This window comes from Amycolatopsis sp. NPDC104775 (assembly GCF_055583325.1).
The window spans coordinates 699,608-712,672 of sequence record NZ_JBVJOE010000001.1 but is presented as its reverse complement, the minus strand read 5'-3'; the positions used below and the strand labels follow the sequence as shown (position 1 = coordinate 712,672).

13 protein-coding genes are annotated in these 13,065 nt (G+C 69.9%); 5 read left to right on the top strand and 8 right to left on the bottom strand.

Features of this window, described 5'->3' with window-relative positions; translation table 11 throughout:
* The first annotated feature begins 18 nt into the window (after positions 1 to 18).
* Together ACZ63D_RS02940 and ACZ63D_RS02935 are read left to right on the top strand one after the other, a co-directional pair.
* Positions 19 to 1,329: a DHA2 family efflux MFS transporter permease subunit gene (locus ACZ63D_RS02940; protein WP_465353683.1), complete on the top strand. Its 1,311-nt coding sequence runs from the start codon at positions 19 to 21 to the stop codon at positions 1,327 to 1,329.
* Positions 1,330 to 2,331, top strand: a complete 1,002-nt coding sequence (locus tag ACZ63D_RS02935; RefSeq protein WP_465352600.1) for a 3-deoxy-7-phosphoheptulonate synthase — start codon at positions 1,330 to 1,332, stop codon at positions 2,329 to 2,331.
* Positions 2,332 to 2,413: 82 nt separating this feature from the next.
* On the opposite strand, the gene ACZ63D_RS02930 is transcribed toward ACZ63D_RS02935, so the two are convergent.
* Positions 2,414 to 3,250, bottom strand: coding sequence for a helix-turn-helix transcriptional regulator (locus tag ACZ63D_RS02930; RefSeq protein WP_465352599.1), 837 nt, complete (start codon positions 3,248 to 3,250; stop codon positions 2,414 to 2,416).
* A 180-nt stretch (positions 3,251 to 3,430) separates the two neighbouring features.
* Between ACZ63D_RS02930 and ACZ63D_RS02925 the strand changes: the two genes are divergently transcribed.
* The 3 genes from ACZ63D_RS02925 to ACZ63D_RS02915 all read left to right on the top strand — a co-directional run bounded on the left by ACZ63D_RS02925 (position 3,431) and on the right by ACZ63D_RS02915 (position 6,179).
* Positions 3,431 to 5,059, top strand: a complete 1,629-nt coding sequence (locus ACZ63D_RS02925; RefSeq protein ID WP_465352598.1) for an AMP-binding protein — start codon at positions 3,431 to 3,433, stop codon at positions 5,057 to 5,059.
* Positions 5,060 to 5,090: 31 nt separating this feature from the next.
* The gene (locus ACZ63D_RS02920; RefSeq protein WP_465352597.1) at positions 5,091 to 5,975 is read left to right on the top strand and encodes an SDR family oxidoreductase; all 885 of its coding nucleotides are present in this window, start codon (positions 5,091 to 5,093) and stop codon (positions 5,973 to 5,975) included.
* Between the two features lie 72 nt (positions 5,976 to 6,047).
* Positions 6,048 to 6,179: a hypothetical protein gene (locus tag ACZ63D_RS02915; RefSeq protein ID WP_465352596.1), complete on the top strand. Its 132-nt coding sequence runs from the start codon at positions 6,048 to 6,050 to the stop codon at positions 6,177 to 6,179.
* Positions 6,180 to 6,269: 90 nt separating this feature from the next.
* Here the strand turns inward: ACZ63D_RS02915 and ACZ63D_RS02910 are convergent, their stop codons facing one another.
* The 7 genes from ACZ63D_RS02910 to ACZ63D_RS02880 are packed head-to-tail and all read right to left on the bottom strand — an operon-like array spanning position 6,270 to position 13,022.
* Positions 6,270 to 6,860, bottom strand: coding sequence for an SMI1/KNR4 family protein (locus ACZ63D_RS02910; protein WP_465352595.1), 591 nt, complete (start codon positions 6,858 to 6,860; stop codon positions 6,270 to 6,272).
* A 53-nt stretch (positions 6,861 to 6,913) separates the two neighbouring features.
* Positions 6,914 to 7,873, bottom strand: coding sequence for an NAD(P)H-dependent flavin oxidoreductase (locus ACZ63D_RS02905; RefSeq protein WP_465352594.1), 960 nt, complete (start codon positions 7,871 to 7,873; stop codon positions 6,914 to 6,916).
* Positions 7,870 to 9,441, bottom strand: a complete 1,572-nt coding sequence (locus tag ACZ63D_RS02900) for an AMP-binding protein (protein ID WP_465352593.1) — start codon at positions 9,439 to 9,441, stop codon at positions 7,870 to 7,872. The genes ACZ63D_RS02905 and ACZ63D_RS02900 overlap by 4 nt, the downstream gene beginning before the upstream one ends.
* Complete coding sequence (locus ACZ63D_RS02895) at positions 9,438 to 10,178, bottom strand: enoyl-CoA hydratase/isomerase family protein (protein ID WP_465352592.1); 741 nt, start codon at positions 10,176 to 10,178, stop codon at positions 9,438 to 9,440. The genes ACZ63D_RS02900 and ACZ63D_RS02895 overlap by 4 nt, the downstream gene beginning before the upstream one ends.
* Positions 10,178 to 11,368, bottom strand: coding sequence for a CaiB/BaiF CoA transferase family protein (locus ACZ63D_RS02890; protein WP_465352591.1), 1,191 nt, complete (start codon positions 11,366 to 11,368; stop codon positions 10,178 to 10,180). The genes ACZ63D_RS02895 and ACZ63D_RS02890 overlap by 1 nt, the downstream gene beginning before the upstream one ends.
* Complete coding sequence (locus ACZ63D_RS02885; protein ID WP_465352590.1) at positions 11,365 to 12,081, bottom strand: enoyl-CoA hydratase/isomerase family protein; 717 nt, start codon at positions 12,079 to 12,081, stop codon at positions 11,365 to 11,367. Before ACZ63D_RS02885 ends, ACZ63D_RS02890 begins: the two co-directional genes overlap by 4 nt.
* Before the next feature lie 20 nt (positions 12,082 to 12,101).
* On the bottom strand, positions 12,102 to 13,022 hold the full coding sequence (locus ACZ63D_RS02880; RefSeq protein ID WP_465352589.1) for a hydroxymethylglutaryl-CoA lyase: 921 nt from the start codon (positions 13,020 to 13,022) through the stop codon (positions 12,102 to 12,104).
* Positions 13,023 to 13,065: the final 43 nt, after the last annotated feature.

The window sequence follows — 13,065 nt, the reverse complement described above, 5'->3', positions numbered from 1 at the left end:
CTCGTGCTGGGCACGTTCATGGCGACGCTCGACAGCACCATCGTCTCGGTCGGCGTGGAGACGCTGGCGCAGCGGTTCGACGCCTCCGTCACCGAGGTCCAATGGGTCACCACGGCGTATCTGCTCGCCGTGGTGACCGCCGTGCCCGCGTCCGGCTGGCTCGCCGCGCGGTTCGGCGGGCGGCGGACCTGGCTGGCCGCGGTAGTCGTTTTCGTGCTGGCGTCGCTGCTGTGCGGGCTGGCGAGCTCGTTGCCGATGCTGGTCGCGTTCCGCGTGCTGCAAGGGCTGGCGGGTGGTTTGCTGCCGCCGACAGGTCAGGCGTTGCTGGCGCGCGCGGCGGGGCCGGAACGGATCGGGCGGCTGATCAGCGTCGTCGGCGTGGTGCCGTTGCTGTCGCCGGTGCTGGGGCCGCTGGCGAGCGGGGCGATCCTCAACGTCGCGGACTGGCCGTGGCTGTTCTACGTCAACCTGCCGGTCGGCGTGGTCGCGGTTGTGCTCGGCCTGCGGTACGTCGCGGCGGACGCGCCGACCGGCCTACGCGAGCCGTTCGATTTCCGTGGTGCCGCTTTGCTTTCCCCCGGGCTGGCTGCGGTGGTTTTCGGACTGACGGGGTTTTCCGATGGATATCCGAAGTGGCTGTCGTCCGCGGCGGTCGTGGCGGGTTTGCTGATGCTGGCCGCGTTTGTCCGGCACGGCCTGCGGGTGCGGGCGCCGTTGCTGGACCCACGATTGTTCGCTCGGCCGCCGTTCGGGGCGGCCGCGGTGGCGTTGGTCGTGTTGGGCGCTTCGGTGTTCGGCACGATGTTTCTGCTGCCGTTGTATTTGCGGCGCGGTGCCGGATTGGGCGCTTGGGACACCGGATTGCTGCTGGTGCCGCAGGGAATCGGCGCTGCCGCGGGTTCGGTTCTGGTGCATCGCCTGGTGGACCGGTTGGCTCCGCGGACGCTGGTGATGTCTGGAATCAGCTTGGTGGCATTGGGAACCACGGCGTTCACTCAGCTAGGCCCGGAACTTCCCGACGCCGCGCTGGTCATTTCGCTGGTGCTGCGCGGATTCGGGGCGGCGATGATCAGTGCGCCAGTGCTGGCGCTGGTGTACCGCAGTCTGGAGAAAACGCAGCTGCCGAAAGCGGCCGGTGCGCTGAATTTGCTGAACACGCTGGGCGGTTCGGTCGGGACCGCGGTGCTCGCGCTGATCTTGCAAAACCGTTTGGCCGTACGGGGCGCGGATGTCGCGGCGGCTTTCGCGGACACGTTCTGGTGGGTGCTCGGACTGGTCGCGGTGGCGGCTGCCGGGGCGGCGAAGCTGCCGAAGGAAAGGAGCCGGTAAATGCAGGACACGTTGCCCAGCCCGGTGGAGGTGACGGCGGGAACCGCGCCGGACGTCGCCCGGCACCGCGAGACGGTCTCGGCGGTGCTGGCCCGGCGCGATCCGCGGTTGCTGGTGATCGTGGGCCCGTGCTCGGTGCACGATCCGGAGGCGGCGCTGGAGTACGCGGAACTGCTGGCCGGCGCGGCGGCTCGGTATGCCGACGACCTCGTGGTGGTTTTGCGGGCATACCTGGAGAAACCGCGGTCGGTGACCGGGTGGACCGGTTTCCTGCCGGACCCGACGCTGGACGGCAAAGGCGATCTCGCGACGGGCGTCCGACTGGGGCGGCAGTTCTTGCTCGACGCGGCGGCGACCGGGTTGCCGCTGGCGTACGAATTCGTGGATCCGGTGCTGGCTCCGTATGTCGCGGACACGGTGAGCTGGGGCGCGATCGGGGCGCGGACGGTCGCCAGCCAGCCGCACCGGCAGCTGGCGTCGTGGCTGCCGATGCCGGTGGGAATGAAGAACTGCGTGTCCGGACGGCTGGGGCCCGCGGTGGACGCGATCCGCGCGGCCGGGGCCGCGCACGCTTTCCCGGGGCTCGGCGTGGACGGCCGGATGAAAACCTTGCGCAGCAGCGGAAACCCGGATGCGCACCTGGTTCTTCGCGGCGGCCCGGCACCGAATTACGACGCGGCGTCGGTGGCCGAGGCGATGGCGGTGCTGGGGGAGGCGGGGCTGCCGCGAAGAGCGGTGATCGACGCCTCGCACGGAAACAGCGGAAAGGACCACAACCGGCAGCCGGGAGTGGTGGCAGACGTCGCGGAGCAGATTCGCGACGGGGCGGCGGTGGCCGGGGTGATGATCGAGTCGTATCTGCGCGACGGGGCGCAGGACCCGGAACGGGTGCCCGCCGACCGCGCGGTGAGCCGGACGGATCCCTGCCTCGGGTGGGAGCGGACGGTTCCGTTGCTGGAGACGCTGGCGGTGGCCAGCCGGGACCGGGCTGCGCTGGTTTGACCGTCGCGGCGAGGGCGGACGGTCCGTGAGGGAATCAGGGTTCACCCCACGAACCTTTGTCGAGGTCCGGTGGGGGAGCGGGCTAAGGCAGCAGATTGGCGCGGCGCGCGGCGTTGACGGCTTGCAGGCGAGTCTTCGCGTCCAGCTTCCGCATCGCGTTGCGCAGGTAGCTTTTCACCGTTTCCGGACCCAGCCCGAGCGCCTCCGCGATGGCCGCGTTGGTGTGCCCGGCCGCGGCTCCTTCGAGGACGTCCAGTTCGCGGGCGGACAGAGCCGGCTGCGGTCCGCGGGCAGCGTCGCCGGTCAGGGACTGGCATACCGCGTCGATGCGGGCGCGCAGCTGCGGGTCTTCGATCGCGGCGGCGATCCGGCGGAGTTCCGCGTGGCTTTCCCGGAGCGCTTCCCGGTCGGCCGGTTTGCCGGGCGGCGCGGTTCCCGGCTCCGGGGCGAGCAGGTCCAGCCGCCGGCTCACTTCGGCGCGGACGGCCAGTTCTTGTTCCAGGTCCCGGGCCACTTCGACCATCGCGGTCACCGACCGGTCGCCGAAGCGGACGTGCTCGCGGACCGCGCCGTACAGCACCGCCCGGACGGTCCGCTGCACTATCACCGGCACCGCCATCACCGAGCGCACGCCCTCGGCCTGGACCGCGCGGTCGAAGTGGTGGCTGATCGCTTCGCTGGCGTAGTAGTCCGGCAGCACGACCGGTTTCCGCACGCCGATCGCGCGGCCGCCGAGGCCCTTGCCCTCCGCGACGACCAGGCCGAGCAGCGACGTGGTGGTGTTGCCGAGCAGTTCGGTCATCCGCAGCCGCTTGCCGTCCGCGACCTCGCCGCCGAACGTCAGCGGCACGCCCGCCGCGCCGCGGAGCCGGGCCAGGGCACGGCGCACTTCGGCGGCGGTCTCGGTCGCACTCGTCACGGCAGGCACCCCACTTCGGCGGCACGGAGGCTCCGGCAGGAGGTGCGATTCTACCCAGCCGCGCCGCCGTTGTCGCCGCGCGGGACGAAACGCCGGCCACCCCTGTTCGGGGGTGGCCGGCTGGCTGACCTGCGGTGACGATGTGCCGACACCGGCCGACGATGACCGTGGAGCAGCCCCGTGAGCCCTGAACGCACCATGTTCGACCTGTTGCAGACCTATGCCGCCCCGGACGCGGACGCGACGCATCTGCTGTGCGGACGGCATCCGGCCGACGCTGTCGCGTTCACCCTCGTGGACGCCGACCTCAGCAGCCGCGACCTCACCTACGGCCAGCTCGAGGCCGCTTCCGCGCGGTTCGCCGCCGCACTGGCCGCGCACGGCGTGCGGGCTGGAGACCGGGTGGCGACGCTCATGGGCAAGTCCGCCGAACTGGTCACCGCGCTGCTCGCGATCTGGCGGCTCGGCGCGGTCCACGTGCCGCTGTTCACCGCGTTCGCGCCGCCCGCGATCGCCCAGCGGATCGTCGGGAACGGGACGCGCGCGGTCGTGGTCGACGCTGGTCAGCGAGCCAAACTCGACCCCAGCGAGGACCTGCCCGCCGATCCGGCGCGGATCATCGTGACGACCGGCGAGGCGTCCGGCGGAGATCTGTCTTTCGAGGCGCTGCTGGACGAACCGCACCCGCTGCCCGAGCCGGTCGCCATCGGCGGCGACGGCACGCTGGTCGAGATCTTCACCTCCGGCACGACCGGCACCCCGAAAGCGGTGCCGGTGCCGCTGCGCGGACTCGCCGGGATCCACTCCTACCAGGAGTTCGGCCTCGACCAGACCGACGAGGACGTCTTCTGGAACGCCGCCGACCCGGGCTGGGCGTACGGGCTGTACTTCGCGCTGCTCGGCCCGCTCGCGACCGGTCGGCGCAGCCTGCTGCTGCACGCCGGGTTCAGCCCGGAGCTGACCTGGCAGGTGCTCGAACGCTTCGGCGTCACCAACTTCACCGCCGGCCCCACGGTCTACCGCGCGCTGCGCAGCTCGGGCCTGCCGGTGCCCGCCGGCCTGCGGCTGCGGCACTGCTCGTCGGCCGGGGAGCCGCTGACGCCGGACGTCGTGACCTGGGCCGAGGAGATGCTCGGCTGCCCGGTGCGCGACCACTACGGCCAGACCGAAACCGGCATGGTCGTCGGCAACGCCTGGCATCCGCACCTGATCGCGCCGGTCAAGACCGGGTCGATGGGACGGCCGCTGCCCGGATTCGCCGTCGAGGTCCTCAAGGCCGGCAGCGACGAGATCGCGGAGATCGGCGAGACCGGCCGCGTCGCGATCGACGTGTCCGCCAGCCCGCTGATGCCGTTCTCCGGCTACCGCGACGCCCCCGAGCGGACCGCGGAACGATTCAGCGCCGACGGCCGCTGGTACTACACCGGCGACATCGCCGCCCGCGACCGCGACGGCTACCTGACTTTCGGCTCGCGCGACGACGACGTGATTTTGATGGCGGGCTACCGGATCGGCCCGTTCGAGGTGGAGAGTGCGCTGGCACAGCACGAGGCCGTCGCGGAAGCCGCGGTGATCGGCGCGCCGGACGAGCTGCGCGGTGAGCTGGTGGTGGCTTATGTGGTGCTGAACCCGGGTGTCGAGGGGTCGGAGGCGCTGGTCGACGAGTTGAAGCAGACGGTCAAAACCCGCCTGGCCGCGCATGTCTACCCGAGGCGGATCCACTTCGTGGCGGAACTGCCGAAGACGCCGAGCGGCAAGATCCAGCGCTTCGCGTTGCGGGGCCGGGAACTGAGCGCCGCTTCGAGCTGAGTTTTCCCGCGGCCGGTGCCACACTGGCGCGATGCCGCCTGATCTGCACGACCGGGTCGCCCTCGTCGCGGGGGCGGCCCGGGGCGCGGGCCGGGGAATCGCCGCCGCGCTCGGCGAGGCCGGGGCGACGGTGATCTGCACTGGCCGCAGTAGTCGTGCTGGGCTTAGACGCTCTGATTACGACCGGCCGGAAACAGTCGAAGAGACCGCTGCGCTGGTTTCTCAGCTGGGCGGGGTGGGGATCCCGTTCGTCGCCGATCACTTGGACCACGACGACGTCCGGCGGCTGGCGTCTTTCGTCCAGTCCGAGTACGTGCGGCTTCATGTGCTGGTAAACGACATCTGGGGCGCCGAGCGGCTCAAGGGCGGTCCGGCGGACTGGAACACGCCGGTGTGGGAGCACGACCTCGACGCGGGGTTGCGGATTCTCCGGCTTGGGGTCGAGACGCATCTGGTCACGTCGCATTTCCTGCTGCCGCTGGTGATCCGCGAACCGGGCGGGCTGGTGGTCGAGGTGACCGACGGGACTGCGGCGCATAATGCGTCGCGGTATCGGATTTCGGTGTTTTACGACCTGGCCAAGGCTTCGGTGAATCGGCTGGCTTTCTCGCAGGGGCACGAGCTTGCTGCTTACGGTGGCACGGCCGTGGCGGTCACGCCGGGGTGGCTGCGGTCGGAGATGATGCTCGACGCTTACGGGGTGACCGAGGAGAACTGGCGATCGGCTTTGGCAGCGGGTGCTCCGGAGGGATTCGCGGAGTCGGAGTCGCCGCGGTATGTGGGCCGCGGGGTGGCGGCGATGGCGGCGGACCCGTTGCGGGATCGGTGGAATCAGCGGTCGGTGAGTTCGGCGGAGCTGGCGAGGGAGTACGGGGTGACGGATGTGGACGGGCGACAGCCGGACAGCTGGGGCTAGCGGTATCCTCGGGCGGGATCCAGCCGCGGTTCGCCTGCGTAGGTGGGAAGGGACGCGAAAGATCGGCTCCTCGTGATCGAGGTCCATGCGGAGGATGTTGTCGCCGCGTGCGTGAGCGGGGACTTCCCAGCCGACCTCGACCATTCCGCCGGGGTGAGCGTCGAGGGGATTGTGGAAGTTCACGGCGTTGCGGAAGAAGCCTGAGGGGAACCGGATGCCGCCGGTCCAGCCAGAGGCTTGGCGAGGTCGTCGATCGAGTGTCTTCGCACGTGGTTCACGGCTTCTTTCCAGAAGTCACCGATACTCGGAGTGGGCAAGCCATCGACCGTTTCCCAGATGAGTGGACGGGACCCGGAAGACGCGCGGCAGATCTTCGCGCGGCCAACCGAAGATGTTGTCCGCGCCGGTGGACGTCAAGGTTTCCCGGATGACGTCAGTCATCGGCCCTCGGTGGTCGCGCCACTCGCCCGCGCCTTGGCTGTAGTAGGCGACCCGCCATCGATTCGGGTCCGCTGCTCCGGTGACCCAGCAGAACATGCCGCCTTGTCCGTCTCCGCCCCAGGGCAGGAGCCCGTTTTGGCCCGGGAAGGGCAGGTAGCCCGTGTCCGCCAGGTATTCCAACTCGTCATCGGCCAGGATTTCCAGGGTTCCGAAGACTTCCTCCCGGATGAAACGCGGGTAGTCCGAGCGCGCATCGATCGGGTTGGTGACGACGATCGCGTCGCAGAAGGCTCCCGACGGGAAACGGGAAAAGAGTTCTTTGTAATCGTCCGGGAGCACGGTGCCGATGTCCTGTTCGACGGTGCTCCAGTCCCGGCCAGGGCGGATGCCGCCGGTCCATTGGGTGATCTCCTCGATCTGGTGCCACGCGGACGGTTGACTCACCTGCGCATCCTATCGGAATTCGATCACCGCCAGAATTGCGCTGAACGGAGCAATCACAAACCCTCAAGCTGAGGCAGAGTCACGGCTGCGTATTCCGCCGTAATCCGGGCGACGATCTCCGCAGCCGGGAGCACCTCCGTGATCAACCCTGCCGACTGACCAGCCTCCACCTTTCCCGAAACGACATCACCATGCAGCGCTGCATCCTTCAACGACGAAGCGAGAAAAACCTTCCGCCGCAACGCCTCCTCCGCCCCGGAAGCCTCCAGTTCCGCCATCCGCGCGGTGAAATCGTTCGACAGCGCTCGAATCACCCCCAGCCCATGACCCACCGTCCGCGTATCGTCCACTCCGGCGGCAAGCACTGCCTCCTGATAGGACGGATGCACAGTAGCCTCGGAACTCGCCAGGAACCGGGTCCCGAATTGGGCCGCTCCGGCGCCCAAGGCCAGCATCGCGGCCAACCCGGCGCCGTCGGCGATCCCGCCGGAGGCGATTACCGGGACCGAGGGGACCGCGGAAACCACGGCCCGCACCAAGACCTGCGTGGTGACCATCCCGGGCGGCGGATGTCCGCCCGCTTCGGCACCTACTACCACTAACCCGTCCACACCGGCGGTGGCAGCCTTCAAGGCGTGCGAAACCCCGGCGACCACGTGCAGGCACCGGGTCCCGACGGCATGGAACCGGTCCAGGTATCGCCGCGGGCCGCCTTGGGAGGCGATCAGCACCGGCGGGCGGCGGGAGAGGAGGAGGTCGATCACCTCGTCGGCACCGGGCCGGTAGAGAGGCAGGTTCACGGCCCACGGACGGTCGGTTCCGGCGATCATTTCGTCCAGTACCCGCGCCAGGTCGGGCAGGCGCATCGGACCGGCGGCGACGACGCCCAGTCCTCCGGCGTTCGAAACCGCCAGCGGCAAAGCCGAGGACGACGACGCCCACGACATCCCAGCTTGGATGATCGGCAGGTCCAGGCCCAGCGAATCGGTGACGGGGGTACGCAACCGGGTCATGAGTTCTCCAGCAAAGCCCGGGCATGGCGAGCCAGATGGTTCTTCTGCACCTTCGCACTGGCGGTCATGCCGATCGATTCGAAACCGTCCACAATGCGCAGGTATCGCGGGACTTTGAAGCCTGCCAAGCGTTCTTTGGCCCACAAAAGCAAATCCTCTTCCGAAACACCGGGCGATGTCAGGACGACGAAAGCGAACGGCACTTCGATCAGACGCTCGTCGGGCACCCCGACGACGGCGGCCTGGCGCACGGCGGGATGACGGTGCAGCACGTCCTCGACATCCGCGGGGGCCACGTTTTCCCCGCCCACCCGGATGATTTCTTTGGTGCGGCCGGTGAAATGGAACCGGCCGGAGTCGTCGAGCAGGCCGACGTCCCCGGTGGACAGCCAGCCGTCGGCATCGATGGTTTCGGCGGTGCGCACGGGGTCGTCCAGATAGCCTTGCATGACATTCCAGCCGCGGACCAGTACTGAGCCGGGTTCGCCGGGGGCGCAGTCGCGGGTGCCGTCCAGGGCGCGGATGCGGATTTCCACGCCTGGTTCGGGGGCCATCGCACCGGAGGCGCGGACGTCTTCCGGTTCCCACCAGGCGGATTGGGCGACGTTGGGCGAGGCCTCGGAAAGCCCGTATCCGGCGACGCATTCGCGTGCGCCGAGTTCGTCGATCACCCGGCGCACGACGGTCGGGGACGCGGCGACCCAGGCACCGCGCAGAGAAAGGCGGCGGTGCGGGCGGTCGGGGTGGTTGAGCAGGAGCAGGGCGATGGTGTCGTTGCCGGAGAAGTGCGTGCACCGCTCGGCTTCCAGCAGCCGCAACGCTTCCGCTGGCTCGAATTTCGGCATTGTCACCAAGGTGGTGGCGTGCTGCAGGGACGACAGCACCGACAGGGTGCTTCCGGCGACGTGGAAGAACGGGCGTGCCGAGTGGAACCGGTCGCCGGGGCGCAAACCCAGGCGGGTGCCGGAAAAGAAAGCGTCGGCGCACATGCTGCGGTGGGTCAGGAGGACGCCTTTGGGGCGCGAGGTCGTGCCGGAGGTGTATTGCACGAGAAGGAGATCGTCCGGCGTGGCGACGGGTTCCGCGGGAGAACTGGCGGCGAGGAAATCGGTCCAGCTGGTTTGGCCCAGGATGATGATTCGTTCCAGCAGCGGAAGGGAAGCGCAGCCGGGTTCGATGCCCGCGTCGGCGAACAGGCGAGGGAAGTCGACGTTCAGGACGCGCTCGGCGGCGAAAAGAGTGCTGACTCCGGCGTGCGACAAGGTGTAGTGCACCTCGTCGGCCGTGAACCGGGTGTTCACGGGGACGACGAGCGCGCCGAGCGAACCCAGAGCCAGGAAAAGCGTGACCCACTCGGGAGTGTTGCCCAGGCAGAGCCCGACGCGGGAGCCCCGGCCGATCCCGGAAGCAGCCAGGGCACCGCGTACTCGGGCGACTTCCGCGGCCAGTTCCCGGTAGGTGATCCGGGCGTCGGCGGTGACGACGACTTCGACGTCGGGGGCCAGGAGCGCGGCCCGGGCGAGGGCGTCCTGGACGGTGAGCGGGCAGGCGGTGCGCAGGTCGGTCATCGCGTCTCTCCAGTGAACCGGGCGACGCCGTCGCGCCAGCTGCCGTCGGCGAGATTTTGGTCGATGGCGGACATTTCGATCCGGATGCCGCGGTCGAGGTCGGTTTCCGAACCCAGATCCACGGCGCGTTTGGTCAGGGCGATCGCACCGGGCGGGGCGGCGGCGATGGCGGCGGCCACCTCGGTTCCCGCCACGGCCAGGTCGGGGACGACGCGGTTGACCAAGCCGAGCGAGGCGGCTTCGGCGGCGGACAAGGGCGTGTTGGTGAACAACAGTTCCTTGGCCCGGCGTTTGCCGATGGCTCGTTGAAGCCGCTGGGTCGCGCCGACGGTGCCCCAATGCGGTTCAGGGAAACGGAAAACCGTGCCCTCGGCGGCGAGCGCGAAGTCGGCGGCGAGAGCGATTTCTCCGCCGGAGCCGACGACGGTGCCGTGCACCAGCGCGACAACAGGGCACCGGCAGGCCTCGATCGCCGCGTAGGCCGCGAAGGACGCCACGCGGCGACGGCGGACCCAGGCGGCGTCCTTGCCGGTCCGTTCCTTCAGATCGGCACCGGCGCAGAAGACCGGGCCCGCGCCGCTGAGCAGCACAACCCGCGCGTCTGAGATATCAACGGCGTCGAAGGCGTCTTTCAGCGCGTGGCACATCGCGAGATCCACGGCGTTGCGCGCGGCCGGGCGGGCCAGTTCGACGCGGGCGATTCCGTCGGTGACGTCCAGCGTCACGCGTTCGTTCATCAGAGCACTCCCGCGGCCCGCAGGCCCTCGATCTCGCTGTCGGACAGTCCCGCGAAGTCGCACAGCACGGCGTCCGTGTCCGCGCCGAGCACCGGCGGTGTTCCCGGCGTTGGCGCTTCTCCGGAAGTCTCGCGCAATGGCGTGCGCAGCGCCGGGAACACCCCTTCGACAGGATGCGTGAACTCGCCGACGACGCCCCGCGCGACGGCGTGCGGATCGGCGAGCGCCTCGCGGACCGAACGCACCGCACCGGCTGGGACATCGGCCGCCTGCAGTTCTTTGACCAGCTGATCCCGGTCGTGCTGGGCGATCGCGCCGCGCAGCGCCTTCATGACCCGCGCGCGATGTTCGACGCGGCCCGCGTTGTGCCGCAGCGAAGGATCAGCGGCCAAAGTGGACAGTCCGAGCACACCGCACAGCGGTTCCCAATGCTGGTCGCTGCCGCTGATGTGCAGCCATTCGCCGTCCCCGGCCTGGAACGCCGCCGACGGCACCCGACCCGGATGCTCGGTCCCGGTGCGGACCGGGTCCTCGCCGAGCGCGAACAGCCGCGCCGCGTTCAGGGCGTGCAGGCTGAGCTGGACGTCCATCATCGCCACGTCGAGGTGCCGGCCGCGGCCGTCGGACGCCCGCCCGGCGAGGCCGGCCAGCGCGGCGATCACCACCCACAGCCCGGACGTCAGGTCCGCCACCGGCACCCCGGTTTTCGCGGGCGGGCCAGCGGGATCGCCGGTCATCGCCATGACGCCGGACAAGGCCTGGAACACCGTGTCGTAGCCCTTGCGGTGCGCGTCCGGCCCGGTCTGGCCGAAACCGGTCGCGGACACCAGCACGAGGCCGGGATTGGCCGCGGACAGCTCGGCGTAGCCGAGGCCGAGCCGGTCGAGCGTGCCGGGCAGGAAGTTCTCCACGACGACGTCGGCGCGGGCGGCCAGTTTCCGGACGACATCCCGGCCGCGCGGGTCCTTCAAGTCCACAGTGAGCGATCGTTTGCCGCGGTTGAAGGCGAAGAAGTACGCGCTTTCGCCGTGCGGCAGCCGAGGCTCGAAGCCGCGGGTTTCGTCGCCGGAGCCGGGGCGTTCGACCTTGAGCACGGTCGCGCCGAGTTCGGCGAGGATCTGCGTGGCCAGCGGCGCGGCGAGGACCCGGGAGAGGTCCAGCACCGTCGTCCCGGCGAGCGGGCCGGTCATGACCGGAACCCGCGCATCAGGGCGTTGACGTCCTGTCCGGCGCGCATCGCGGCGTCTGTCGGCAGGTCCGCGACGCGGTAGAAGAGGTCCTTGGCGGCGGCGAGCGCCCGGGGCTCGACCGAGGCCCAGCGCTGCGCGACGGCGAGCGCGGCGGGCACGATCTCGGAAGGTTCGACGACCTGGTTCACCAGCCCGTACGACGAGGCCTCCGCGGCGGTGAGCAGCCGACCGGTGCTGACCAGCTCGAACGCCAGCTTGCGGCCCAGATGCCGGACCAGCCCGGTCATCACCAGCGCGGGAACGATCGAATGCTTCAGCTCGGGATAGCCGAATTTCAGATCCGACCCGGCGACGACGAGGTCCGCTCCGATCGCCAGCCCCGCCCCGCCGCCGACGGCCGCCCCGCGCACCGCGCTGACCACCGGGACCGGCAGCTGCTGCATGCGCGTCTGCAGCCGGGCAGTGAGCGCGGCGCGTTCGAGAACAGCTTCCGGCTGGCTAGGGGTGAGCGACGAGAATTCGTTCAGATCGGCCCCGGCGCAAAAGCCGCGGCCAGCTCCGGTCAGGACGACGGCGCGGACGCTGGGGTCCCGTCCGGCTTCGTCCAATGCAGCATCGAGAGCGCGAGTGAGCGCAGTATCGAGCGCATTGAGTTTGTCCGGCCGGTTGAGCGTGAGGACGCGGACGGCGTCGTGATTTTCGGTCAGCAGCACAGGTTTCTCCCCAAAAAAGGTCAGGCGGACGCGAAGCCGGCGCGGGCGACCATGCTGTGCAGCGGGCGGCCGAGCGCTTCCTCGCAGGCCGCGGACGCCGCGGCGAGCTGGTCGAGATCGAGGCCGGTGTCGACGCCCATCGCGGCGAACAGGCTGGCCAGGTCCTCTGTGCACACATTGCCGGTGAGCCCGGCCCCGTAGCCGATCTTCGTCGGATGCCCGCCGACGCCGCCCATCGCGGAATCGAAATGGCGGCACCCGGCTTCCAACGCCGCGACAGCGTTCGCGATCCCGGTTCCGCGCGTGTTGTGCAGGTGCGCGACCAGTGGCAGGCCCGGGTTTTCGCGCGACAGCCGGGTGTACAGCGCGCGCACCGAGCCCGGAGTCGCGACGCCCGTGGTGTCGCCGAGGGTCACCAGGCTCGCGCCGAGATCGGCGAAACGCGCGACGTCCTCGGCCACCCGGCCGGGATCGACCTTGCCTTCGAACGGACAGCCGAACGCCACGGACACCACCCCGACCAGGCGAAACCGCCCGCCAGCGAGCTTGACCATTTCGGTCACGCGCTCCCACTGCCCGGCGCGCGTGGTGCGCAAGTTCCGTTCGGTGTGCGCCTCGGTGGCCGACACCAGCAGACTCAATTCCTCGGCGCCGTGCCCGGCGTCGAGGTCAGCGAGCGCGCGTTCGACGGCGCGCGGATTCGGGCAGGTCGCTTTGTACGAGACACCTGGTCGCCGGTCGATCCCGGCGAGCACTTCGGAAGCGTCGGAGAACCCGGGCACCCGCGCGGGGTGGCTGTAGCTGGTCGCCTCGATCCGGCGGAAACCGGTGCGCGCGAAGGAGTTCAGCAGCGCGATCTTCGTCGCGGTCGGCACGGGCTCCGGCTCGTGCTGCAGCCCGTCGCGGGCGAAGCACTCGCAGAGCGTGACGGCGTCGGACATCCTGGGCCCACCTCCTCGTCGGTGGGTCCAGAAGTACGCGATG

What these genes read in the sequence shown, in the direction of transcription:
- ACZ63D_RS02905 (WP_465352594.1), bottom strand. Translation starts at nt 7,873, where the DNA reads ATGACCCGGTTGCGTACCCCCGTCACCGATTCGCTGGGCCTGGACCTG.
- ACZ63D_RS02900 (WP_465352593.1), bottom strand. Translation starts at nt 9,441, where the DNA reads ATGACCGACCTGCGCACCGCCTGCCCGCTCACCGTCCAGGACGCCCTC.
- ACZ63D_RS02920 (WP_465352597.1), top strand. Translation starts at nt 5,091, where the DNA reads ATGCCGCCTGATCTGCACGACCGGGTCGCCCTCGTCGCGGGGGCGGCC.
- ACZ63D_RS02935 (WP_465352600.1), top strand. Translation starts at nt 1,330, where the DNA reads ATGCAGGACACGTTGCCCAGCCCGGTGGAGGTGACGGCGGGAACCGCG.
- ACZ63D_RS02940 (WP_465353683.1), top strand. Translation starts at nt 19, where the DNA reads ATGGCGACGCTCGACAGCACCATCGTCTCGGTCGGCGTGGAGACGCTG.
- ACZ63D_RS02895 (WP_465352592.1), bottom strand. Translation starts at nt 10,178, where the DNA reads ATGAACGAACGCGTGACGCTGGACGTCACCGACGGAATCGCCCGCGTC.
- ACZ63D_RS02890 (WP_465352591.1), bottom strand. Translation starts at nt 11,368, where the DNA reads ATGACCGGCCCGCTCGCCGGGACGACGGTGCTGGACCTCTCCCGGGTC.
- ACZ63D_RS02880 (WP_465352589.1), bottom strand. Translation starts at nt 13,022, where the DNA reads ATGTCCGACGCCGTCACGCTCTGCGAGTGCTTCGCCCGCGACGGGCTG.